This is a genomic window from Streptomyces sp. 130 (assembly GCF_007096885.1).
Taxonomy (GTDB): Bacteria; Actinomycetota; Actinomycetes; order Streptomycetales; family Streptomycetaceae; genus Streptomyces.
On record NZ_VJNO01000036.1, the window covers coordinates 11,777 to 32,789 of the forward strand.

The 21,013-nt window shown below is 72.0% G+C and carries 20 protein-coding genes; 1 reads left to right on the forward strand and 19 read right to left on the reverse strand.

Going from position 1 to position 21,013, the window contains the following annotated elements:
* Window positions 1-208 precede the first annotated feature (208 nt).
* The 8 genes from pyrF to pyrR form a co-directional block, all read right to left on the reverse strand.
* A complete protein-coding gene (pyrF, locus tag FKN01_RS25330) occupies window positions 209-1,048 on the reverse strand; it encodes an orotidine-5'-phosphate decarboxylase (protein WP_143624463.1) in 840 nt (279 codons plus the stop codon).
* On the reverse strand, window positions 1,045-2,154 hold the full coding sequence (locus FKN01_RS25335) for a quinone-dependent dihydroorotate dehydrogenase (protein WP_143624563.1): 1,110 nt from the start codon (window positions 2,152-2,154) through the stop codon (window positions 1,045-1,047). The genes pyrF and FKN01_RS25335 overlap by 4 nt, the downstream gene beginning before the upstream one ends.
* Before the next feature lie 64 nt (window positions 2,155-2,218).
* On the reverse strand, window positions 2,219-5,527 hold the full coding sequence (gene carB / locus FKN01_RS25340) for a carbamoyl-phosphate synthase large subunit (RefSeq protein ID WP_143624465.1): 3,309 nt from the start codon (window positions 5,525-5,527) through the stop codon (window positions 2,219-2,221).
* Window positions 5,520-6,659, reverse strand: a complete 1,140-nt coding sequence (gene carA / locus FKN01_RS25345; protein WP_143624467.1) for a glutamine-hydrolyzing carbamoyl-phosphate synthase small subunit — start codon at window positions 6,657-6,659, stop codon at window positions 5,520-5,522. The genes carB and carA overlap by 8 nt, the downstream gene beginning before the upstream one ends.
* Window positions 6,656-7,231 carry a hypothetical protein gene (locus tag FKN01_RS25350; protein ID WP_143624469.1) on the reverse strand — a complete coding sequence of 192 codons (576 nt, stop codon included), beginning with the start codon at window positions 7,229-7,231 and terminating at the stop codon, window positions 6,656-6,658. The genes carA and FKN01_RS25350 overlap by 4 nt, the downstream gene beginning before the upstream one ends.
* Window positions 7,228-8,514, reverse strand: a complete 1,287-nt coding sequence (locus tag FKN01_RS25355; protein WP_143624470.1) for a dihydroorotase — start codon at window positions 8,512-8,514, stop codon at window positions 7,228-7,230. Before FKN01_RS25355 ends, FKN01_RS25350 begins: the two co-directional genes overlap by 4 nt.
* A 2-nt stretch (window positions 8,515-8,516) precedes the next feature.
* A complete protein-coding gene (locus tag FKN01_RS25360) occupies window positions 8,517-9,557 on the reverse strand; it encodes an aspartate carbamoyltransferase catalytic subunit (protein WP_143624565.1) in 1,041 nt (346 codons plus the stop codon).
* An 85-nt stretch (window positions 9,558-9,642) separates the two neighbouring features.
* Window positions 9,643-10,227 carry a bifunctional pyr operon transcriptional regulator/uracil phosphoribosyltransferase PyrR gene (gene pyrR, locus FKN01_RS25365; protein ID WP_073967775.1) on the reverse strand — a complete coding sequence of 195 codons (585 nt, stop codon included), beginning with the start codon at window positions 10,225-10,227 and terminating at the stop codon, window positions 9,643-9,645.
* Between the two features lie 221 nt (window positions 10,228-10,448).
* Between pyrR and bldD the strand changes: the two genes are divergently transcribed.
* The gene (bldD, locus tag FKN01_RS25370) at window positions 10,449-10,949 is read left to right on the forward strand and encodes a transcriptional regulator BldD (RefSeq protein WP_018103903.1); all 501 of its coding nucleotides are present in this window, start codon (window positions 10,449-10,451) and stop codon (window positions 10,947-10,949) included.
* Between the two features lie 167 nt (window positions 10,950-11,116).
* On the opposite strand, the gene nusB is transcribed toward bldD, so the two are convergent.
* The 11 genes from nusB to ruvX all read right to left on the reverse strand — a co-directional run bounded on the left by nusB (window position 11,117) and on the right by ruvX (window position 21,006).
* Window positions 11,117-11,548, reverse strand: a complete 432-nt coding sequence (nusB, locus tag FKN01_RS25375; protein ID WP_143624472.1) for a transcription antitermination factor NusB — start codon at window positions 11,546-11,548, stop codon at window positions 11,117-11,119.
* Window positions 11,549-11,550: 2 nt separating this feature from the next.
* On the reverse strand, window positions 11,551-12,117 hold the full coding sequence (gene efp, locus FKN01_RS25380) for an elongation factor P (protein WP_143624474.1): 567 nt from the start codon (window positions 12,115-12,117) through the stop codon (window positions 11,551-11,553).
* Window positions 12,118-12,168: 51 nt separating this feature from the next.
* Window positions 12,169-13,275, reverse strand: coding sequence for an aminopeptidase P family protein (locus FKN01_RS25385; protein ID WP_143624476.1), 1,107 nt, complete (start codon window positions 13,273-13,275; stop codon window positions 12,169-12,171).
* Window positions 13,276-13,355: 80 nt separating this feature from the next.
* Window positions 13,356-14,300, reverse strand: a complete 945-nt coding sequence (locus FKN01_RS25390; RefSeq protein ID WP_143624478.1) for an AAA family ATPase — start codon at window positions 14,298-14,300, stop codon at window positions 13,356-13,358.
* A 115-nt stretch (window positions 14,301-14,415) separates the two neighbouring features.
* On the reverse strand, window positions 14,416-14,856 hold the full coding sequence (aroQ, locus tag FKN01_RS25395; RefSeq protein ID WP_143624484.1) for a type II 3-dehydroquinate dehydratase: 441 nt from the start codon (window positions 14,854-14,856) through the stop codon (window positions 14,416-14,418).
* Window positions 14,853-15,947, reverse strand: coding sequence for a 3-dehydroquinate synthase (aroB, locus tag FKN01_RS25400; protein ID WP_143624486.1), 1,095 nt, complete (start codon window positions 15,945-15,947; stop codon window positions 14,853-14,855). Before aroB ends, aroQ begins: the two co-directional genes overlap by 4 nt.
* Entirely contained in the window at window positions 15,944-16,486 is a 543-nt protein-coding gene (locus FKN01_RS25405; RefSeq protein ID WP_143624488.1) for a shikimate kinase, read from the reverse strand. Before FKN01_RS25405 ends, aroB begins: the two co-directional genes overlap by 4 nt.
* On the reverse strand, window positions 16,483-17,667 hold the full coding sequence (aroC, locus tag FKN01_RS25410; protein WP_143624490.1) for a chorismate synthase: 1,185 nt from the start codon (window positions 17,665-17,667) through the stop codon (window positions 16,483-16,485). The genes FKN01_RS25405 and aroC overlap by 4 nt, the downstream gene beginning before the upstream one ends.
* Window positions 17,668-17,813: 146 nt before the next feature.
* Window positions 17,814-18,641: a shikimate dehydrogenase gene (locus FKN01_RS25415; RefSeq protein WP_143624492.1), complete on the reverse strand. Its 828-nt coding sequence runs from the start codon at window positions 18,639-18,641 to the stop codon at window positions 17,814-17,816.
* Complete coding sequence (gene mltG / locus FKN01_RS25420; RefSeq protein WP_143624494.1) at window positions 18,638-20,437, reverse strand: endolytic transglycosylase MltG; 1,800 nt, start codon at window positions 20,435-20,437, stop codon at window positions 18,638-18,640. Before mltG ends, FKN01_RS25415 begins: the two co-directional genes overlap by 4 nt.
* Window positions 20,438-20,532: 95 nt before the next feature.
* On the reverse strand, window positions 20,533-21,006 hold the full coding sequence (gene ruvX, locus FKN01_RS25425; RefSeq protein WP_185992980.1) for a Holliday junction resolvase RuvX: 474 nt from the start codon (window positions 21,004-21,006) through the stop codon (window positions 20,533-20,535).
* Between the last annotated feature and the right edge of the window lie 7 nt (window positions 21,007-21,013).

The window sequence follows — 21,013 nt, forward strand, 5'->3', positions numbered from 1 at the left end:
ACCGGTGAGGCGGCGTAAACGCCCCTCACCTGCTGAGCCGCGGACAACGGGTGCTCGTCGGCTCTCGACGGAGACTAGCGGCCAAGGCCGCCGGAGTCAGCGAGAACAGACGAAAAGTCCTGGTCAGCCTCTGCCGACCAGGACTTTTCGGGCATAACCACCGAGTTTTTTCTCAGGATTCCGTCAACCCACGGTGAACGTGGCAGGGTCAGCGGTCCGAGACGGCCGCGCGGACCTCGTCGGCGAAGCGTTCCGCGGCCCCGCGCAGCCCCGCCGCGTCCGGGCCGTGGCGCAGCACGCCCCGGCTGACGCTGGGCACCACGTTGCGGACCGCGTCCCCGAAGACGCCCGGCAGGTCCGCCGGCGTCGCGCCCTGCGCACCGATGCCCGGGGCGAGCAGCGGGCCGTTGATCGCCAGGTCCACGCCGGCGTCGCCGAGCGTCGCCCCGACGACCGCCCCGACCGAGCCGAGCGGGGCGGCGCCCGCGTTCTCGGCGGCCATGTGGTCGAGCATCAGCTGGGCCAGCGGACGGCCGTCGGCGGCCGTGGCGCGCTGCACCTCGGCGCCCTCCGGGTTGGAGGTCAGCGCGAGGACGAAGACGCCGGCGCCGGAGACGGCCGCCGCGTCGAGCGCGGGCCGCAGCGAGCCGAAGCCGAGGTACGGGGAGACCGTGACCGCGTCCGAGAACAGCGGCGAGTCCTTGTCCAGGTAGGTCGCCGCGTAGGCGCCCATGGTCGAGCCGATGTCACCGCGCTTGGCGTCCATCAGGACCAGGGCCCCGGCCGCGCGCGCCTCCTCGACGGCCTTCTCCAGGACGGCGAGGCCGCGCGAGCCGAACCGCTCGAAGAACGCGGACTGCGGCTTGAGCACGGCGACCCGGTCGGCCAGCGCCTCGACGACGGTACGGGTGAACCGCTCCAGGCCCGCGACGTCGTCGCTCAGCCCCCAGGCGGTGAGCAGCGAGGCGTGCGGGTCGATGCCGACGCAGAGCGGGCCTCGGGTGTCCATGGCGTGGCGCAGCCGGGCGCCGAAGGGTTCCGGGGTCATTTCGCGGCCTTCCGGGTTTCCGCGCCGACGGCGTCGGCGAGCGTGGCGTACGGGGAGGCGGCCAGGCGCGCGGCCAGGCCCTTGTGGATCGCGCGGGCGTAGAAGGGGCCCTCGTAGATGAAGGCGCTGTAGCCCTGGACGAGGGTGGCCCCGGCCAGGATGCGCTGCCAGGCGTCCTCGGCGTTCTCGATGCCGCCGACGCCCACCAGGGTGATCCGGTCCCCCACGCGCCGGTAGAGGCGGCTCAGGACCTCCAGGGAGCGTTCCTTGAGGGGGGCACCGGACAGGCCGCCGGTCTCCTTCACCAGGGCCGCCGGGGACTTCAGGCCCAGCCCGTCGCGGGCGATGGTGGTGTTGGTGGCGATGATGCCGTCCAGGCCCAGCTCGACGGCCAGGTCGGCGACCGCGTCGACGTCCTCGTCGGCGAGGTCCGGGGCGATCTTGACGAGCAGCGGGACGCGGCGGTGGGGGACGGTGCGGTCGGCCGCCTCGCGCACGGCGGTCAGCAGCGGGCGCAGCGACTCGGTGGCCTGGAGGTTGCGCAGGCCCGGGGTGTTGGGCGAGGAGACGTTGACGACGAGGTAGTCGGCGTGGGCGGCCAGGCGCTCGGTGGACTTCACGTAGTCGGCGGCGGCTTCGGCCTCGGGGACGACCTTGGTCTTGCCGATGTTGACGCCGAGGGTGGTGCGGAAGACCGGGGTGCGGGCGGCGAGGCGGGCGGCGACGGCGGCGGAGCCCTCGTTGTTGAAGCCCATGCGGTTGATGAGCGCGCGGTCCGCGACCAGGCGGAACAGCCGCTTCTTCGGGTTGCCGGGCTGCGGCTCGCCGGTGACGGTGCCGATCTCGACGTGGTCGAAGCCGAGCATCGCCATGCCGTCGATCGCGACCGCGTTCTTGTCGAAGCCGGCGGCGAGCCCGAAGGGGCCGTGCATCCGCAGGCCCAGGGCCTCGGTGCGCAGCGACTTGTGGCGGGGGGCGAGGGCGGCGGCCAGGAAGGTGCGCAGCACGGGGACGCGGGCGGCGAGGCGGATCCAGCGGAAGGCCAGGTAGTGGGCGCGCTCGGGGTCCATCCGCTTGAAGACCAGCTGGAAGAAGAACTTGTACATCACGGTGTCGGGGTGTCCTCATGAAGAGGGGGACACCGTCTCCGGTGTCCCCCTTGTGGGCTGCCTAGTCGCGGGCCGCGGTCAGATGTTCCGCGTGTTCCTGGAGCGAACGGACGCCGACGTCTCCGTTGTTGAGGGCGTCGATGCCCTGGACGGCCGCGGCGAGCGCCTGGACCGTGGTCAGGCAGGGCACGGAGCGGGCGACGGCCGCGGTGCGGATCTCGTAGCCGTCGAGCCGGCCGCCGGTCCCGTACGGGGTGTTGACGATGAGGTCGACACCGCCCTCGTGGATCAGCCGGACGATGGTCGGCTCGCCGCCCGGGCCCTCGCCCTCGGACTGCTTGCGCACGACCGTGGCGTTGATGCCGTTGCGCTTGAGGACCTCGGCGGTGCCCGAGGTGGCCAGCAGCTCGAAGCCGTGGGCGACCAGCTCGCGGGCCGGGAAGATCATCGAGCGCTTGTCGCGGTTGGCCACCGAGATGAAGGCGCGGCCCTTGGTGGGCAGCGGCCCGTAGGCGCCGGCCTGCGACTTGGCGTAGGCGGTGCCGAAGACCGAGTCGATGCCCATGACCTCGCCGGTGGAGCGCATCTCCGGGCCGAGGATCGTGTCGACGCCCCGGCCGTGGATGTCGCGGAAGCGCGACCACGGCATGACGGCCTCCTTGACGGAGATCGGCGCGTCCAGCGGCAGCGTGCCGCCGTCACCGGTCTTCGGCAGCAGTCCCTCCTCGCGCAGCTCGGCGACGGTCGCGCCCAGCGAGATCCGGGCGGCGGCCTTCGCGAGCGGCACCGCCGTCGCCTTCGAGGTGAAGGGCACGGTCCGGGAGGCGCGCGGGTTGGCCTCCAGGACGTAGAGGATGTCGCCGGAGAGCGCGAACTGGATGTTGATCAGGCCGCGGACGCCGACGCCCTTGGCGATGGCCTCCGTGGAGGCGCGCAGCCGCTTGACGTCGTGGCCGCCGAGGGTGATCGGGGGCAGCGCGCAGGCGGAGTCGCCGGAGTGGATGCCGGCCTCCTCGATGTGCTCCATGACGCCGCCGAGGTAGAGCTCGGTGCCGTCGTAGAGCGCGTCGACGTCGATCTCGATCGCGTCGTCGAGGAAGCGGTCGACCAGGACCGGCCGGGTGGGGCTGATCTCGGTGGACTCGGAGATGTACGCGGAGAGCCGGGTCTCGTCGTACACGATCTCCATGCCGCGCCCGCCGAGCACGTACGACGGGCGTACGAGGACGGGGTAGCCGATCTCGTCGGCGATCTCCTTGGCCTCGGCGAAGGTGGTCGCGGTGCCGTGCTTGGGGGCGGGCAGGCCGGCCTCGGCCAGGACGCGGCCGAAGGCGCCGCGGTCCTCGGCGGCGTGGATGGCCTCCGGGGAGGTGCCGACGACGGGCACGCCGTTGTCCTTGAGCGCCTGCGACAGGCCCAGCGGGGTCTGGCCGCCGAGCTGGACGACGACGCCCGCGACCGGGCCGGCCAGGGACTCGGCGTGCACGATCTCCAGCACGTCTTCGAGCGTCAGCGGCTCGAAGTACAGGCGGTCGGAGGTGTCGTAGTCGGTGGAGACGGTCTCCGGGTTGCAGTTGACCATCACGGTCTCGTAGCCGGCGTCGCTGAGCGCGAAGGAGGCGTGGACGCAGGAGTAGTCGAACTCGATGCCCTGGCCGATGCGGTTGGGGCCGGAGCCCAGGATGATCACCGCGGGCCTGGTGCGCGGCGCGACCTCGGTCTCCTCGTCGTAGGAGGAGTAGAAGTACGGGGTCTTCGCGGCGAACTCGGCGGCGCAGGTGTCGACCGTCTTGTAGACCGGGCGGATGCCGAGCGCGTGCCGGACCTCGCGGACGACGTCCTCGCGCAGGCCGCGGATACCGGCGATCTGGGCGTCGGAGAAGCCGTGCCGCTTGGCCTCGGCCAGCAGCTCGGGGCCGAGCTTGTCGGCGGCGGCCAGCTCGTCGGCGATCTCCTTGATCAGGAAGAGCTGGTCCACGAACCAGGGGTCGATCTTCGTGGCGTCGAAGACCTCCTCCTGGGTGGCACCGGCCCGGATCGCCTGCATGACGGTGTTGATCCGGCCGTCGGTGGGGCGGACCGCCTCGGCCAGCAGCTCGGCCTTGTCGCCGGGGTCGCCGGTGAAGGTGAACTGCGAGCCCTTCTTCTCCAGGGAGCGCAGGGCCTTCTGCAGGGCCTCGGTGAAGTTCCGGCCGATCGCCATGGCCTCGCCCACCGACTTCATGGTGGTGGTGAGGGTGGAGTCGGCGGAGGGGAACTTCTCGAAGGCGAAGCGCGGGGCCTTGACGACGACGTAGTCGAGGGTCGGCTCGAAGGAGGCCGGGGTCTTCTCGGTGATGTCGTTGGGGATCTCGTCCAGCGTGTAGCCGACGGCCAGCTTGGCGGCGATCTTGGCGATCGGGAAGCCGGTGGCCTTGGAGGCGAGCGCCGAGGAGCGGGAGACGCGCGGGTTCATCTCGATGACGATGACGCGGCCGTCGGAGGGGTCGATCGCGAACTGGATGTTGCAGCCGCCGGTGTCGACGCCGACCTCGCGGATGATCGCGATGCCGATGTCGCGCAGCCGCTGGTACTCGCGGTCGGTGAGGGTCATCGCCGGGGCGACGGTGATCGAGTCGCCGGTGTGGACGCCCATCGGGTCGAAGTTCTCGATGGAGCAGACGACCACGACGTTGTCGTTGCGGTCGCGCATCAGCTCCAGCTCGTACTCCTTCCAGCCGAGGATGGACTCTTCGAGCAGCACCTCGGTGGTCGGGGAGAGCGTGAGGCCCTGGCCGGCGATGCGGCGCAGCTCCTCCTCGTCGTGCGCGAAGCCGGAGCCGGCGCCGCCCATGGTGAAGGAGGGACGGACGACGACGGGGTAGCCGCCGAGCGTGTCGACGCCGGCGAGGACGTCCTCCATGGAGTGGCAGATGACCGAGCGGGCGGACTCGCCGTAGCCGATCTTCTCCTTGACGGCCTCCACGACGCCCTTGAAGAGGTCGCGGTCCTCGCCCTTGTTGATGGCCTCGACGTTGGCGCCGATGAGCTCGACGCCGTACTTCTCCAGGACACCGTTCTCGTGCATGGAGATCGCGGTGTTCAGCGCGGTCTGGCCGCCCAGGGTGGGCAGCAGCGCGTCGGGGCGCTCCTTGGCGATGATCTTCTCGACGAACTCCGGGGTGATCGGCTCGACGTACGTGGCGTCGGCGATCTCCGGGTCGGTCATGATCGTCGCCGGGTTGGAGTTCACCAGGATGACGCGCAGGCCCTCGGCCTTGAGCACGCGGCACGCCTGGGTACCGGAGTAGTCGAACTCGGCGGCCTGCCCGATGACGATCGGACCGGAGCCGATGACCAGGACGGACTGGATATCGGAGCGCTTAGGCACGCTGGTCCTCCATCAGGGAAACGAAGCGGTCGAAGAGGTACGCGGCGTCGTGCGGGCCGGCCGCGGCCTCGGGGTGGTACTGGACGCTGAAGGCCGGCCGGTCGAGCAGCTGGAGCCCCTCGACGACCTGGTCGTTCAGGCACACGTGGGAGACCTCGGCGCGCCCGTAGGCGGTGTCGGAGACCTTGTCGAGGGGGGCGTCGACGGCGAAGCCGTGGTTGTGCGCGGTGACCTCGACCTTGCCGGTCGAGCGGTCCTGCACGGGCTGGTTGATGCCGCGGTGGCCGTACTTCAGCTTGTACGTGCCGAAGCCGAGCGCGCGGCCCAGGATCTGGTTGCCGAAGCAGATGCCGAAGAGCGGGGTCTTCCGCTCCAGGACCCCCCGCATCAGCGCGACGGGGTGGTCGGCGGTGGACGGGTCGCCGGGGCCGTTGGAGAAGAAGACGCCGTCCGGGGCGACCGCGTAGACCTCCTCCAGGGTGGCGGTGGCGGGCAGCACGTGGACCTCGATGCCGCGCTCGGCCATCCGGTGCGGGGTCATGCCCTTGATGCCCAGGTCGACCGCGGCGACCGTGAACTTCTTGGTGCCGATCGCGGGGACGACGTACGCCTCCTTGGTGGCGACCTCGGCGGACAGGTCGGCGCCCGTCATCTCGGGGGCCTCCTGGACGCGGGCCAGCATCGCGGCCTCGTCGGTGACCGCGTCGCCGGAGAAGATGCCGACGCGCATGGCGCCGCGCTCGCGCAGGTGGCGGGTGAGGGCGCGGGTGTCGACGCCGCTGATGCCGACGACGCCCTGGTTCGCCAGCTCCTCGTCGAGGGTGCGGCGGGAGCGCCAGTTGGAGGGGGTGCGGGCGGGGTCGCGGACGACGTAGCCGGAGACCCAGATCCGCTTCGACTCGGGGTCCTCGTCGTTGACGCCGGTGTTGCCGACGTGCGGGGCGGTCATCACGACGACCTGGCGGTGGTACGACGGGTCGGTCAGCGTCTCCTGGTAGCCGGTCATGCCGGTGGAGAAGACCGCCTCGCCGAAGGTCTCCCCCACAGCCCCGTAGGCACGGCCGCGGAAGGTGCGGCCGTCCTCCAGGACGAGTACGGCGGGAACCTGGGTTCCCCGGGTGGAGGTCGTCATCGTGCGATGCCTTCCGTAGTGCTGGTGAGGTGGTTGACGGCGTCGACCCAGACGGGGTGTTCGGCCGAGTGGTCGGAGCGGAAACCGGAGTCGATCAGCCGGTCGCCGAGCGCCCAGGTGATGACGAGGAGTCCGCCCTCGGGCAGGACCTTGCCCGCCAGTGCCTTTTCGGTGCGGGCACCGCGCAGGTCGGCGGCCGGGACGAAGAAGTCCGCGGCGCCGGGCCGTACGACGTCGAGGCCCTCGGCGGTGAGGGTGAGCTCGACGCGGCTGCGGGTGCCCAGGCCGTGGGCGACGATCCGGTCGAGCCACTGCCCGGCCGTGGTCGACGCGTGGTAGCGGCCGGAGAGGGTGAGCAGCTTCTCGCCGTCCGCGATGCCCTGCGGCGCGGTGGCCGGGGCGGGCAGGTCGGACTGGAGGTTGCCGCGCCACTTCCAGCCCTGGCGCATCAGCCAGTAGACGAACACGACGAGGACGACGAGTCCGATCACCCAGCTGATCCGTGCGGACCAGTCGGTCACTTCCGCCGACTTCTGCTCGGCGGCCAGGTGGTACAGGGTCTGTGTTGTCACGCGAGCTTCCCGTCGACGACCGTGGCACGGCCCCGCAGGAAGGTGTGGGTCACTCGGCCGGGCAGCTCGCGCCCCTCGTACGGGGTGTTGCGGCTGCGGGAGGCGAAGCCCGCGGGGTCCACCTCTCCACGGTATGCCGGATCGACCAGCGTGAGGTTGGCAGGCTCACCGGCCGAGACGGGGCGGCCGTGTCCTTCGAGCCGGCCGATGGACGCGGGGCGCGCCGACATGCGGTCGGCGACGCCGGCCCAGTCGAGCAGTCCGGTCTCCACCATCGTCTGCTGGACGACGGAGAGCGCCGTCTCCAGGCCCACCATGCCCATGGCCGCCGCGGCCCACTCGCAGTCCTTGTCCTCGTGCGGGTGCGGGGCGTGGTCGGTGGCGACGCAGTCGATCGTGCCGTCGGCGAGGGCCTCGCGCAGGGCCATGACGTCGGCCTCGGTGCGCAGCGGCGGGTTCACCTTGTAGACCGGGTTGTAGGACCGGACGAGCTCGTCGGTGAGGAGCAGGTGGTGCGGGGTGACCTCGGCGGTGACGTTCCAGCCCTTGGACTTGGCCCAGCGCACGATCTCCACGGAGCCCGCGGTCGACAGGTGGCAGATGTGGACCCGGGAGCCGACGTGCGCGGCGAGCAGGACGTCGCGGGCGATGATCGACTCCTCGGCGACGGCGGGCCAGCCGCCGAGGCCCAGCTCGGCCGAGACGACGCCCTCGTTCATCTGGGCGCCCTCGGTGAGGCGGGGCTCCTGGGCGTGCTGGGCGACGACGCCGTCGAACGCCTTCACGTACTCCAGGGCGCGGCGCATGATGACCGCGTCGTCCACGCACTTGCCGTCGTCGGAGAAGACCTTCACGCCGGCGGCGGAGTCGTGCATGGCGCCGAGTTCGGCGAGCTGCTTGCCCTCCAGGCCGACGGTGACGGCCCCGACGGGCTGGACGTCGCAGTAGCCGGACTCCTTGCCGAGGCGCCAGACCTGCTCGACCACGCCGGCGGTGTCGGCGACCGGGAAGGTGTTGGCCATGGCGTGGACGGCGGTGAAGCCGCCGGCCGCGGCGGCCCTGGTGCCGGTGAGGACGGTCTCGGAGTCCTCGCGGCCGGGCTCGCGCAGGTGGGTGTGGAGGTCGACGAGGCCGGGCAGCAGGACCTGTCCGGCCGCCTCGATCACGGTGGCGTCGCCGGCGTCGAGGCCGGTGCCGACGGCGGCGATGGTCTCGCCGTCGATGAGGACGTCCTGCGGGTCGCCGCCGAGTACCTTCGCGCCGCGGATAAGGATCTTGCTCATGGTTACTTGGTCTCCTCGGTACGGGCGGCGGTGGGGGTGCCGGCAGGGAGGCGCGCAGCGCTTCGGTCAAGGGTGGTGGTGGGCGACGGGTGGGCGGTCGGCTCGTAGCCGCCGAGCAGCAGGTAGAGCACGGCCATGCGGATGGAGACGCCGTTGGCGACCTGCTCCACGACCGTGCAGCGGTCGGAGTCGGCGACCTCGGCGGTGATCTCCATGCCGCGGACCATGGGCCCGGGGTGCATGACGACGGCGTGCTCGGGCATTTTCGCCATCCGCTCGCCGTCCAGGCCGTAGCGGCGCGAGTACTCGCGCTCGGTCGGGAAGTAGGCGGCGTTCATCCGCTCGCGCTGCACACGGAGCATCATCACAGCGTCGGACTGGGGCAGCACCTCGTCCAGGCCGTAGCTGACGTCGCCGGGCCACTGCTCGACGCCGACCGGGACCTGGGTGGGGGGGGCGACGAGGGTGACGTGGGCGCCGAGCGTGTTCAGCAGGTGCACGTTGGAGCGGGCGACCCGGCTGTGCAGGATGTCGCCGACGATGGTGATCCGGCGGCCGTCGAGGTCCTTGCCGAGCCCCGCGTCGGCGCCGACGAGCCGGCGGCGCATCGTGAAGGCGTCCAGCAGGGCCTGGGTGGGGTGCTCATGGGTGCCGTCGCCCGCGTTGACGACGGCGCCGTCGATCCAGCCGGAGGTGGCCAGCCGGTACGGGGCCCCGGAGGCGCCGTGGCGGATGACGACGGCGTCGGCGCCCATCGCCTCCAGGGTCAGGGCGGTGTCCTTGAGGGATTCGCCCTTGGAGACGGAGGAGCCCTTCGCGGAGAAGTTGATGACGTCGGCGGACAGCCGCTTGGCCGCCGCCTCGAAGGAGATCCGGGTACGCGTCGAGTCCTCGAAGAAGAGGTTGACGACGGTCCGGCCGCGCAGGGTCGGGAGCTTCTTGATCGGCCGGTCCGCGACCCTGGCCATCTCCTCGGCGGTGTCGAGGATCAGGACGGCGTCGTCGCGGGTGAGGTCGGCGGCCGAGATGAGGTGACGCTTCATCTGGGTGTTCTCCGGGTGGCTGGAGGTTTCAGGCATGCGGGCGCGCGGAAGCCGCCGAACGGCGGGCGGCCGTACGGACGGGGAGCTAGCGCTCGACCGCGGGGGCGGCCTGCTCGACCCCGAGCAGCACGGCGTCGCGGCCGTCCTCCTCGGCGAGCTGGACCTTGACCGTCTCCCGCAGCGACGTGGGGAGGTTCTTGCCGACGTAGTCGGCGCGGATCGGCAGTTCGCGGTGGCCGCGGTCGACCAGGACCGCGAGCTGCACCGCGCGGGGCCGGCCGAGGTCGCCGAGCGCGTCCAGGGCGGCGCGGATCGTGCGGCCGGAGAAGAGGACGTCGTCCACGAGGACGACCAGGCGGCCCTCGATGTCGTCACCGGGGATCTCGGTGCGGGCCAGGGCACGCGCGGGGCGCAGCCTCAGGTCGTCGCGGTACATGGTGGTGTCGAGGGAGCCGACCGGCATCGTGCGGCCGGTGATCTCTTCGAGCTTGGCGGCGAGCCGGCGGGCGAGGAAGACCCCGCGGGTGGGGATGCCGAGGAGCACCACGTCGTCGGCGCCCTTGGCGCGTTCGACGATCTCGTGGGCGATACGGGTCAGGACCCGGGCGATGTCGGGGGCCTCCAGAACGGGGCGTGCCGCGTTGCCGGTGGCGTCGTGCTGTGCGTCCATAAGAAACGGACCTCCTTCTCCGCCTCACGGGACGGACCTTAAAGGACGTCGGAATTGCGTCGTCCAGACTACCAGGGCCCTTGCCGGATCTCGCACGCACCCCCCGATGAAGCCGGTACGGACCATCTCAGCTTGACGCGACCAAGTAACGCTGCGTAACCTCACAGTGAGTTACCAGCCACGCGGCCCAGCCGCGTACGTTCCAGCGTCCGGGGAGCCTTATGTCCAGCGAATACGCAAAACAGCTCGGGGCCAAGCTCCGTGCCATCCGCACCCAGCAGGGCCTCTCCCTCCACGGCGTGGAGGAGAAGTCGCAGGGCCGCTGGAAGGCCGTCGTGGTCGGTTCGTACGAGCGCGGCGACCGTGCCGTGACCGTGCAGCGCCTTGCCGAGCTGGCGGACTTCTACGGCGTCCCGGTCCAGGAGCTCCTGCCGGGCACGACGCCCGGCGGTGCCGCGGAGCCGCCGCCGAAGCTGGTCCTCCAGCTGGAGCGCCTGGCGCACGTGCCGCCGGAGAAGGCCGGCCCCCTCCAGCGCTACGCGGCGACGATCCAGAGCCAGCGCGGCGACTACAACGGCAAGGTGCTGTCGATCCGCCAGGACGACCTGCGCACGCTCGCCGTGATCTACGACCAGTCGCCTTCGGTGCTGACGGAGCAGCTGATCAGCTGGGGCGTGCTCGACGCGGACGCGCGCCGCGCCGTCGCCCACGACGAGGGCTGAGCAGCCCTCACGGAGAAACGTGCCGCCGGGTTCGGCGGGTCGCCCCGCGCACGGGCGCCCCGCCGGTCCCGGCTTTTCTCGTGCGCCGGCGCGCTCTCACACCCCCGGCGCGCCGAAGGGCCCACGGCTTCAGCCATGGGCCCTTCGTCGGCGGAACGCCGCCGGGGTCACTGCTCCCGGCGGAGATTCGGCTTGAGGTCCTTGAAACGGGCCAGCAGGCCGTTCACGAAGGACGGGGAGTCGTCGGTGGAGAACTCCTTGGCGATCTGCACCGCCTCGTCGATCACCACCGCGTCCGGGGTCCCGTCGACCCAGATCAGCTCGTAGGCACCGAGCCGCAGGATGTTCCGGTCGGCGACCGGCATGCGGTCGAGCTCCCAGTCCACGGCGTAGGTGACGATGAGGTCGTCGATGCGGTCCGCGTACCGCGCGTACCCCTCCACGAGCTCCATCGTGTACTCGGTGACCGGCGGCTGACGGGTGTCGGACCGCGAGTGCCGCACCCAGTCCGCGAGGACCGTCAGCACGGACTCGCCGCGCTGGTCGGCCTCGAAGAGGATCTGGAAGGCGCGCTTGCGTGCCGTGTTGCGAGCAGCCACGACTACTTGTTCACCCGGCTGAGGTACTCGCCGGAGCGGGTGTCGACCTTGATCTTCTCACCGGTGGTGATGAAGAGCGGAACACCGATCTCGTAGCCGGTCTCCAGCGTGGCCGGCTTGGTGCCGCCGGTGGAGCGGTCGCCCTGGACGCCGGGGTCGGTGTGCTGGATGGTCAGCTCGACGGCGGCCGGCAGCTCGACGTAGAGCACCTCGCCGTCGTGCTGGGCGACGGAGGCGGTGAAGCCCTCGATCAGGAAGTTGGCGGCGTCGCCGACGACCTTGCGCTCGACCATCAGCTGGTCGTAGGTGTCCATGTCCATGAAGACGAAGTACTCGCCGTCCATGTACGAGAACTGCATGTCGCGCTTGTCGACCGTGGCCGTCTCGACCTTGATGCCGGCGTTGAAGGTCTTGTCGACGACCTTGCCGGAGAGCACGTTCTTGAGCTTGGTGCGCACGAAGGCCGGGCCCTTGCCGGGCTTGACGTGCTGGAACTCGACGACGGACCAGAGCTGGCCTCCGTCGAGCTTGAGCACCATGCCGTTCTTGAGGTCGTTCGTGGAAGCCACGGTTGCGGAATCTCCTGGGCTGAAGCTGGTGGAACGACCGAGAAACGCGCGCTAGAGCGCGAGCAGCTCCTTGGTCGTAATGGTGAGTAGCTCGGGTCCGCCGTCCGCCTCGGGGCGCACGACGAGCGTGTCATCGATCCGGACCCCGCCCCGGCCCGGGAGGTGGACCCCCGGTTCGACGGTGACCGGCACACAAGCGTCCAGTTTACCCATGGCGGCGGGTGCCAGCTGCGGGTCCTCATCGATTTCGAGCCCCACCCCGTGGCCCGTGAAGGGCGCCAGGCCCTCGCCGTGGCCCGCGGAGTCCAGGAGATGGCGGGCGGCACGGTCCACGTCGCGGTACTCGGCGCCGGGCAGCAGGGCCTCGCGGCCGGCCCGCTGAGCGGCGAAAACCAGCTCGTACAGCTCGATCTGCCAGTCGGCGGGCGCCGTTCCGATGACGAAGGTCCGGCCGATCTCACAGCGGTAGCCCCGGTAGTTGGCGCCCAGGCAGACCGAGAGGAAATCTCCTTCCTCCACCCGCCGGTCCGTGGGCCGGTGGCGGCCCCGGCCGGAGTGGGGCCCGGTGGCGACGGAGGTCGCGAAGGCCGGGCCGTCGGCGCCGTGGTCCACCAGCCGGCGCTCCAGCTCCAGCGCCAGGTGCCGCTCGGTGCGGCCGACGAGGATCGATTCGAGGAGTTCGCCCAGCGCCTGGTCGGTGATCTCGGCCGCGATCCGCAGGCAGCCGATCTCCTCCTCGTCCTTGACGATGCGCAACTGCTCGACCGTCGCGCCCAGATCGGCCAGCCGGAGCCCGGGGGCGACCGAGGCCATGGCCCGGTGCCGGGCGACCGTCAGGTCGTGCTCCTCGACGGCCAGCGACTCCGCGCCGGCCCCGGCGGCCACGTCGGCTGCGTGGACCACGGGGTCCCCGCCGGCCACCGGCAGCAGGTCGACGCGCAGGTGCTCGTCGGTGCGCCCGTCGGCCGGGTCGGCGGTGGGCGGGCGGGGGCAGAGCAGGACGTCCTCGCCGGGGCCGAGCAGGAGCACGGCGCCCGGGGGCGCTCCCCCGGCCAGGTAGCGGACGTTGGCGGGGCGGGAGACCAGGGCGGCCGCGGATCCGACTGCGGCGCACCGGTCGCGGAGCAGCCCGCGTCGGACGGCGTACACCTCTGACATGCGTCGAGCGTACGAGCGCGGCGCCGGGCCCGCCCGGCGGGCGCATCCGACCGGGGGGCGGGGGGCCCGGCGCCGCCGCGTCACCAGGACGGCGGGCTGGCCAGGGCCCGGGCGAGTATGTCGTCCAGGACCCGGGCGGTGGTCTCCACGTCGTACGTCGAGTTGTCGATGATCGGGAGGCCGGAGCCGTACCAGCCGGCCATCCGGCCGTGGATGCGGGCGACCTCCTCGTCCGAGAGGCGGCGGTTGCCGCTGCGCTCCGCGTTGCGCTCCAGGACGATCTCCAGCCCGGGCAGCAGGACGACGGGCAGGAGCCCGGGGCCGACGTGCCGCTTCCAGCCGCCGAGGCCGACGACCGGCCGGTCGGGGAAGACGGCGTCGTCGAGGATGCAGGAGATCCCGTTGGCCAGGAAGTTGCGGGCGGCGAAGCCGCAGGTGCGGCGGGCCAGGCGGTACTGGGCCTCCGACTGGTCGTTCCACCCGGCCTGCGGGTCCGCGAAGCCGGAGCAGACCCACTCCCGGACGTCGTCCAGGCTGACGTGGGCGGTGGGCACCCGGCGGCGGGCCGCCCAGAGCCGGGCCACGGTGGTCTTGCCGGCGCCCGCCGGGCCGATGAGGAGCACCGCGAGCGTCGCGTTGCCCGTGCCGGGCTCGGCGGGCGGCGCGGGCAGGGGTACGGGTCTGCCGGGCGGCAGCTGGATGTGCCCGGTGGTCTCCCGGGCGACCGGAGCCGGGGCCTGCTGCGGGGCCGGTCCGTTCCAGCCGTGGCCCTGCGGCGCGGGCGCGCCCGCGGGCGGCGGGCCGGGGTGTCCGCCGGACGGGCCGGCCGGGGGCTGGTGCGGCGGGCCGGGGTGTCCGCCGGACGGGCCGGCCGGGGGCTGGTGCGGCGGGCCGGGGTGTCCGGCGGGCGGGCCGGCCGGGGGCTGGTGCGGCGGGCCGGGGTGCTGGGCCCGGTGCGGCCAGCCGACGGGGCCGTTTCCGGGACCGTGGGGCGGAGGCAGCGGGGCCCCCACTGCGTGCTGCATCCGGTGCGACTCCGTCTCGTACAGGCAACTGGCGCTGGTGCAACGGCAACCGTACCTTCCCCGGCCGCCGTACGGACAACGGCCGGGGAGGGTCCGAAGTGCCCCAACGGGCTGCTCAGTCGGCGAGTTCGTCCGCCAGGGCGCGCAGGGCGAGACGGTAGGAGCCGATACCGAATCCGGCCACGGTCCCGGTGGCCACCGGGGCGATCACCGAGGTGTGGCGGAATTCCTCCCGTGCGTACGGGTTCGAGATGTGGACCTCGATCAGCGGGGCCGTGCGCTGGGCTGCCGCGTCCCGCATCCCGTAGGAGTAGTGCGTGAAGGCGCCCGGGTTGATGACGACCGGAATCGCCCCGTCGGCGGCCTCGTGGAGCCAGCGGATCAGCTCGCCCTCGTCGTTGGTCTCGCGCACGTCGGCGTCGAGACCGAGCTCCTTGCCGAGGGTGCGGCACGCCTCCACCAGCCCGGCGTACGACGTGGAGCCGTAGACGTCGGGCTCGCGGGAGCCGAGCCGGCCGAGGTTGGGGCCGTTGAGCACGAGGACCCGGCGGGTCATGCCGAGACCTCCCCGTAGGCGGCGAGCAGGACGGCCGGGTCGGGGCCCTCCAGGACGGCGGGCTTGCCGAGGCCGTCCAGGACGACGAAGCGCAGCAGGTCGCCGCGCGACTTCTTGTCGACCTTCATGTTCTCCAGCAGCCTGGGCCACTGGTCGCCGCGGTAGGTGAGCGGCAGTCCGACGGATTCCAGGATCGCGCGGTGGCGGTCGGCGGTGGCGTCGTCCAGGCGGCCGGCCAGCCGGCCCAGTTCGGCGGCGAAGACCATGCCGACGGAGACGGCCGCGCCGTGGCGCCACTTGTAGCGCTCGTTCTTCTCGATCGCGTGGCCCAGGGTGTGGCCGTAGTTGAGGATCTCGCGGAGTCCGGACTCCTTGAGGTCGCTGGAGACGACGTCCGCCTTGACCCGGATGGAGCGCTCGATGAGCTCGGCGGTGTGCGGTCCGGCGGGCGTACGGGCGGCCTGCGGGTCCTGTTCGATCAGGTCGAGGATCACCGGGTCGGCGATGAAGCCGGCCTTGATGATCTCGGCCATGCCGGAGACGTAGTCGTGGACCGGCAGCGAGTCCAGGGCGGCCAGGTCGCAGAGGACTCCGGCCGGCGGGTGGAAGGCGCCGACGAGGTTCTTGCCCTCGGCGGTGTTGATGCCGGTCTTGCCGCCCACGGCCGCGTCGACCATGCCGAGCACGGTGGTCGGTACGGCGATCCAGCGCACCCCGCGCAGCCAGGACGCGGCGACGAAGCCCGCCACGTCGGTGGTGGCGCCGCCGCCGACGCCGACGATCACGTCGGTGCGGGTGAAGCCGGTCTGGCCGAGCGCCTTCCAGCAGTAGGCGGCGACCTCGACGGTCTTGGCCTCCTCGGCGTTGGGCAGCTGGATGGCGATCGCCTCGTAGCCCTGGCCGGCGAGGTCCTGGCGGACCGCCTCGCCGGTCTCGGCCAGCGCCTCGGGGTGGAGGACCGCGACGCGCTTGGCCCGCTCTCCGATGAGCCCGGGCAGCTCGCCGAGGAGCTGCCGGCCGATCAGTACCTCGTACGGGTCGGTGCCCGCGCTGCCTGCGATGCGGACGCGGGTGGGTGCCTGCTGGGTCATGGTGTGTTCTCCCGGCCGGACGGGGCCCCGTCCGGCAGCTCCAGTGCGTCGAGGACCGCCTGGGCGACCTCTTCGGGTGTGCGCTCGTCGGTGGCGACGACCGTGCGGGCGACCTCGGTGTAGAGGTGCCGGCGGGCGTCCATCAGCTCGCGCCACTGCCGGCGCGGGTTGACCGCGAGCAGCGGGCGGGCGGTGTTGAGCCCGACCCGCTTGACCGCCTCGTCCACGTCCATCGAGAGGTAGACGACCGGGTGGCCGGCGAGCAGCGCGCGGGTCGACTCGTCCAGGACGGCCCCGCCGCCGAGCGAGAGGACGCCGGTGTGCTCGGCGACGGCGGCGCGCACGGCGTCCCGCTCCAGCGCCCGGAAGTGGTCCTCGCCCTCGTCGTAGAAGATCTCCGCGATGGGCTTGCCCGCGGTCGCGACGACGTCCGCGTCGGTGTCCCGGTAGCCGGTGCCCAGGCGGCCGGCGAGCAGTTCGCCGACCGTGGACTTGCCGACGCCCATGGGACCGACGAGGACGACCAGGGGTCCGGTCATCGGATCTGGAGGTGGTCGAGGTACGACGTCACGTTGCGGCGGGTCTCGGTGACGCTGTCGCCGCCGAACTTCTCCGCCACCGCGTCGGCCAGGACCAGGGCGACCATCGCCTCGGCGACGATGCCGGCGGCCGGGACGGCACAGACATCGGAGCGCTGGTGGTGGGCCTTGGCGGGCTCACCGGTCACCACGTCCACGGTGGCCAGGGCGCGCGGCACGGTGGCGATCGGCTTCATCGCGGCGCGGACGCGCAGCAGTTCACCGGTGGTGAGTCCGCCCTCGGTGCCGCCGGCCCGGCCGGAGGCGCGCTTGATGCCGTCCTCGGTCACCAGGATCTCGTCGTGCGCCTTGGACCCGGGCACCCGGGCGAGGTCGAAGCCGTCGCCGACCTCGACGCCCTTGATGGCCTGGATGCCCATGAGGGCGCCGGCGAGGCGGGCGTCGAGCCGGCGGTCCCAGTGCACGTGTGAGCCGAGCCCGACGGGCACGCCGTACGCCAGCACCTCGACGACGCCGCCGAGGGTGTCGCCGTCCTTGTGGGCCTGGTCGATCTCGGCGACCATCGCCTTGCTCGCGTCGGCGTCGAGGCAGCGCACCGGGTCGGCGTCGAGCCGCTCCACGTCGGAGGGGACCGGGTAGACCCCGTACGGCGCCTTGGCGGCGGCCAGCTCCACGACGTGGCTGACGATCTCGATGCCCGCGGTCTCCTTGAGGTAGGACCGGGCGACGGCACCGAGGGCGACCCGGGCGGCGGTCTCCCGGGCGCTGGCGCGCTCCAGGACCGGGCGGGCCTCGTCGAAGCCGTACTTCTGCATGCCGGCGAGGTCGGCGTGGCCGGGGCGGGGCCGGGTCAGCGGGGCGTTACGGGCCTGAGCGGCCAGCGCCTCCGGGTCGACCGGGTCGGCCGACATGACCTGCTCCCACTTGGGCCACTCGGTGTTGCCGACCATCACGGCGACCGGGGAGCCCATGGTGAGGCCGTGCCGGACACCGCCGAGGAAGGTGACCTCGTCCTGCTCGAACTTCATCCGCGCACCGCGGCCGTAGCCGAGCCGCCGCCGGGCGAGCGCGTCCGCCACCATCTCCGTGGTGACCGGGACGCCGGCGGGAAGGCCCTCCAGCGTCGCCACGAGTGCGGGGCCGTGCGACTCCCCTGCGGTCAGCCAGCGCAACCTGCTCAACGGTGCTCCTCATGCTCGCGCCCGGAATCCAGCGGCGCGACCGGGTGCGCGGCCCTGGCCCGCCGCCTCCGATCCTCCCACGGCCGGGGCCCCCGGCCCGCCGCCGGTCCAGCAGACGGACGGCCGCGGGCCGGAACGGGCACTCGTCAGCGGGCGGCCAGCGCCTCTTCCCCGGCCTCGCGCATGGCGGCGAGCGGGGCGGGCGAGCGGCCCGTCATCTGCTCGACCTGGAGGACCGCCTGGTGCACCAGGAGGTCGAGACCTCCGACGACTGCGCCCCTGCGGTCCGCCCAGGCGGAGGCGAGCCGGGTCGGCCACGGCTCGTACAGCACGTCGAACAGCGTGCCGGGCCGCTCCGGTACGGCCCCGGCCAGGGCGTCGGCCGCGCCGGCGGGCGTGGTCGCGACGACGAGGGGCGCGGTCAGCGCACGGTCGGCCTCGGCCCAGTCGGCGACGCGGACGTCGACGCCGAGCCGTTCGCCCCAGCCGCGCATCTCGTCGGCGCGGGCCGCGCTGCGGACGTACGCGGTGACGGGTCCGGCGCAGATGGCGGAGAGGGCCGCCAGCGCGGAGGACGCGGTGGCGCCGGCACCGAGGATCGCGGCGGACTCCACCTTCTCGACGCCGCGTTCGCGCAGGGCCGCGACCATGCCGGGGATGTCGGTGTTGTCGCCGGTGCGGCGGCCGTCCTCGCCGAAGACCACGGTGTTCACGGCCTCGACGGAGGCGGCGGTGTCGGTGATCCTGTCGAGCAGCGGGATGACCGCCCGCTTCAGCGGCATGGTGAGCGAGAGCCCCGCCCACGTGCCGTCCAGCCCCTCGATGAAGCCGGGCAGCGCCTGCTCGTCGACCTCGAACCGGTCGTACGACCAGTCATCGAGGCCGAGTTCGGCGTACGCGGCCCGGTGCAGGACCGGGGAGAGCGAATGGGCGATGGGCGAGCCGAGGACGGCCGCGCGGTGCTGGGTGCTCACTGACCCGCCTGCTCCTTCTTGTACTTCTCCCGGTTCCGCTCGTGCTCCGCGTTGGTCACGGCGAACACCGTCTTGTCCTCGGTCACGGACACGAAGTAGTACCAGGGGCCGGGGGTGGGCTTGATGGCGGACTGCAAGGCAGCGTCGCCGGGGTTGTTGATGGGGCCCGGCGGCAGACCATGGATGTGGTACGTGTTGTACGGGTGATCGAAGTTCCGGAGGTCCGAGACGGCCCCGGTGTCGAGCGTGCTCTGCTTCTTCGCGTAGTTGACGGTGGAGTCGAAGTCGAGCAGACCGTTGGTCTCGACGTTGTTGGGCTTGAGCCGGTTGTAGACGACCCGCGCGACCTTGTCGAAGTCGTGCTTGTACTTGCCCTCGGCCTGGACGAGGCTGGCGACGGTGATCAGCTGCCAGGGGCTGTCGAGCTTCAGCTTCTTGGCGTTCTCCGCCAGATCCGCCTTCTCGTACTCCTCGTTGGCGCGGGAGACCATCGACTTGAGGACGGTCTCCGGCTTCATGCCCTTGGTGACCGGGTACGCGGCCGGGTAGAGGAAGCCCTCCAAGGGGTCGATGACGCTCTTGTGGCCCTTCGCCCAGCCCGGCAGGCCGAGGTCGTCGGCCTTCTTCTCGGCCGCCTTGGCGGTCGTCCCCTCGGCGACGCCCAGTTTCTTGTCGATCGAGGCGTACACCAGCCGGTTCGGCGTGCCCTCCGGGATGATCAGGAGATTCTGGCTCTTCGGGTCCACCATCATCTTCACGGCCTCGGCCGCCGACATCTGCGAGTGCAGGAGGTAGACCCCGGCCTGGATTCCCTTGCCCTTCGGGTTCTCGTTCTGCGCCGAGACGAAGGCGTCGACGCTCTTCACGACGCCGGCCTTCTTCAGGATGTTGCCGATGTCGTACCCGTAGGCGCCCTTCGGGATCTCCACCTCGACCGAGCCGGAGCCGCTGCCCGAGTAGTCCGGGGCGGGGCCGAAGCGGTCCTGGTAGAAGGAGTAGCCGAAGTAGCCCGCGCCGCCGACGCCGGCGACGAGGACGAGGGAGACGGCCAGGCACGCGCAGCCGCTGCGGCCCTTCTTCTTGCCCTTGCCCCGGCGCTCGCCGCCCCCGTCGCGGGTGTCGCGCTCGTCGTCATCGTCGTAGTCGTCGTCCCGGGGCTCCTTGCGGCCGTCCTTCTCGTCCGCGCCCGTGAAGAAGGGGTGGGTCTCCTCCGGCGGCTCCTCCGGGTCCCAGTCCGGGGCCGCTTCGGGCGTCTCGGCCGGAACGGGCTCGCGGTGGCCGGGGGGCTGCGGCGGCGGGTAGGCGTCAGGGGTGCCGTAGTAGTCGTTCGACTCGCCGTAGCCGTACGTGCCGACGGGCTGGCCCTCGTACGGCGGCATGGCCTGCTGGCCCGTGTCCCAGCCGGTGTCGTAGCCGGGCTGCGGCTGCTGGGGTTGCTGGGGCTGCTGCCCGTACGGGTCCTGCGGGTGCTGGTTCCCGTACGCCTGCTGCTGGTACTGCTGCTGGGCGTACGGGTCCTGCTGCTGATGCTGCTGCTGCCCGTACGGGTCCTGCTGCTGCGCGTACGGGTCCTGCTGCTGCGCGTACGGGTCGTGCGGCTGCTGCTGGTACGGGTCGTACTGGCCCTGCGGGTACTGCTGCTGGGCGCCGTACTGGTGCGTGCCGTCGTACTGGTTCTGGCCGTCGTACTGGGCCTGGCCGTGGGCAGGCTGCTGGCCGCCCCACCCCTGGTCCCCGTACAAGGGGTCCTCGGGATGCCATGGTTCGGAGCCGGGGCCCCGGCCATACTCAGTCATCGATCCCCTTGAGCCGCGAGACGATGTTCCGTCTCTTTGCTGTGCGGTGTGTGTTCGAACACCGCCGCATCGCGCGGAACGTTACCGTATTGCGATCAGACCACTACTTCGACGGCCTCGCCCGGCGGATTGCCCGAAGCGCGCTCCGACTCCAGAGCGTTCTGCAGGATCACCACAGCGGCAGCCTGGTCGATGACGGATCGGCCCTTTCTGGACTTCACGCCCGAGGCGCGCAGGCCCTGGCTCGCCGTGACTGTGGTCATCCTCTCGTCCAGCAGGCGCACCGGAATGGGTGCGACCGCTCGGGCGAGGACCTCGGCGAAGGCGCGGACCTTGACGGCGGCCGGGCCCTCACCGCCGCCCAGGGAGCGCGGCAGCCCGACGACGACCTCGATCGGTTCGTACTCCGCGACGATCTGTCCCAGCCGCCGGTGGGCGGCCGGGACATCGCGTCCCGGCACGGTCTCCACCGGCGTCGCGAGGATTCCGTCGGGGTCGCACGAGGCGACCCCGATCCGGGCGTCCCCGACGTCGATCGCCAGCCGGCGACCGCGGCGCATCCGCGTCATGTCCGGC

Bases quoted from the DNA above. Each gene is read 5' to 3' on its own strand.
- FKN01_RS25385 (WP_143624476.1), bottom strand. From the start codon at position 13,275: ATGTCAGAGGTGTACGCCGTCCGACGCGGGCTGCTCCGCGACCGGTGC.
- FKN01_RS25390 (WP_143624478.1), bottom strand. From the start codon at position 14,300: ATGCAGCACGCAGTGGGGGCCCCGCTGCCTCCGCCCCACGGTCCCGGA.
- bldD (WP_018103903.1), top strand. From the start codon at position 10,449: ATGTCCAGCGAATACGCAAAACAGCTCGGGGCCAAGCTCCGTGCCATC.
- aroB (WP_143624486.1), bottom strand. From the start codon at position 15,947: ATGACCCAGCAGGCACCCACCCGCGTCCGCATCGCAGGCAGCGCGGGC.
- pyrR (WP_073967775.1), bottom strand. From the start codon at position 10,227: ATGGACGCACAGCACGACGCCACCGGCAACGCGGCACGCCCCGTTCTG.
- aroQ (WP_143624484.1), bottom strand. From the start codon at position 14,856: ATGACCCGCCGGGTCCTCGTGCTCAACGGCCCCAACCTCGGCCGGCTC.
- pyrF (WP_143624463.1), bottom strand. From the start codon at position 1,048: ATGACCCCGGAACCCTTCGGCGCCCGGCTGCGCCACGCCATGGACACC.
- ruvX (WP_185992980.1), bottom strand. From the start codon at position 21,006: ATGACGCGGATGCGCCGCGGTCGCCGGCTGGCGATCGACGTCGGGGAC.
- FKN01_RS25355 (WP_143624470.1), bottom strand. From the start codon at position 8,514: ATGAGCAAGATCCTTATCCGCGGCGCGAAGGTACTCGGCGGCGACCCG.
- FKN01_RS25335 (WP_143624563.1), bottom strand. From the start codon at position 2,154: ATGTACAAGTTCTTCTTCCAGCTGGTCTTCAAGCGGATGGACCCCGAG.
- FKN01_RS25360 (WP_143624565.1), bottom strand. From the start codon at position 9,557: ATGAAGCGTCACCTCATCTCGGCCGCCGACCTCACCCGCGACGACGCC.
- mltG (WP_143624494.1), bottom strand. From the start codon at position 20,437: ATGACTGAGTATGGCCGGGGCCCCGGCTCCGAACCATGGCATCCCGAG.
- FKN01_RS25405 (WP_143624488.1), bottom strand. From the start codon at position 16,486: ATGACCGGACCCCTGGTCGTCCTCGTCGGTCCCATGGGCGTCGGCAAG.
- carA (WP_143624467.1), bottom strand. From the start codon at position 6,659: ATGACGACCTCCACCCGGGGAACCCAGGTTCCCGCCGTACTCGTCCTG.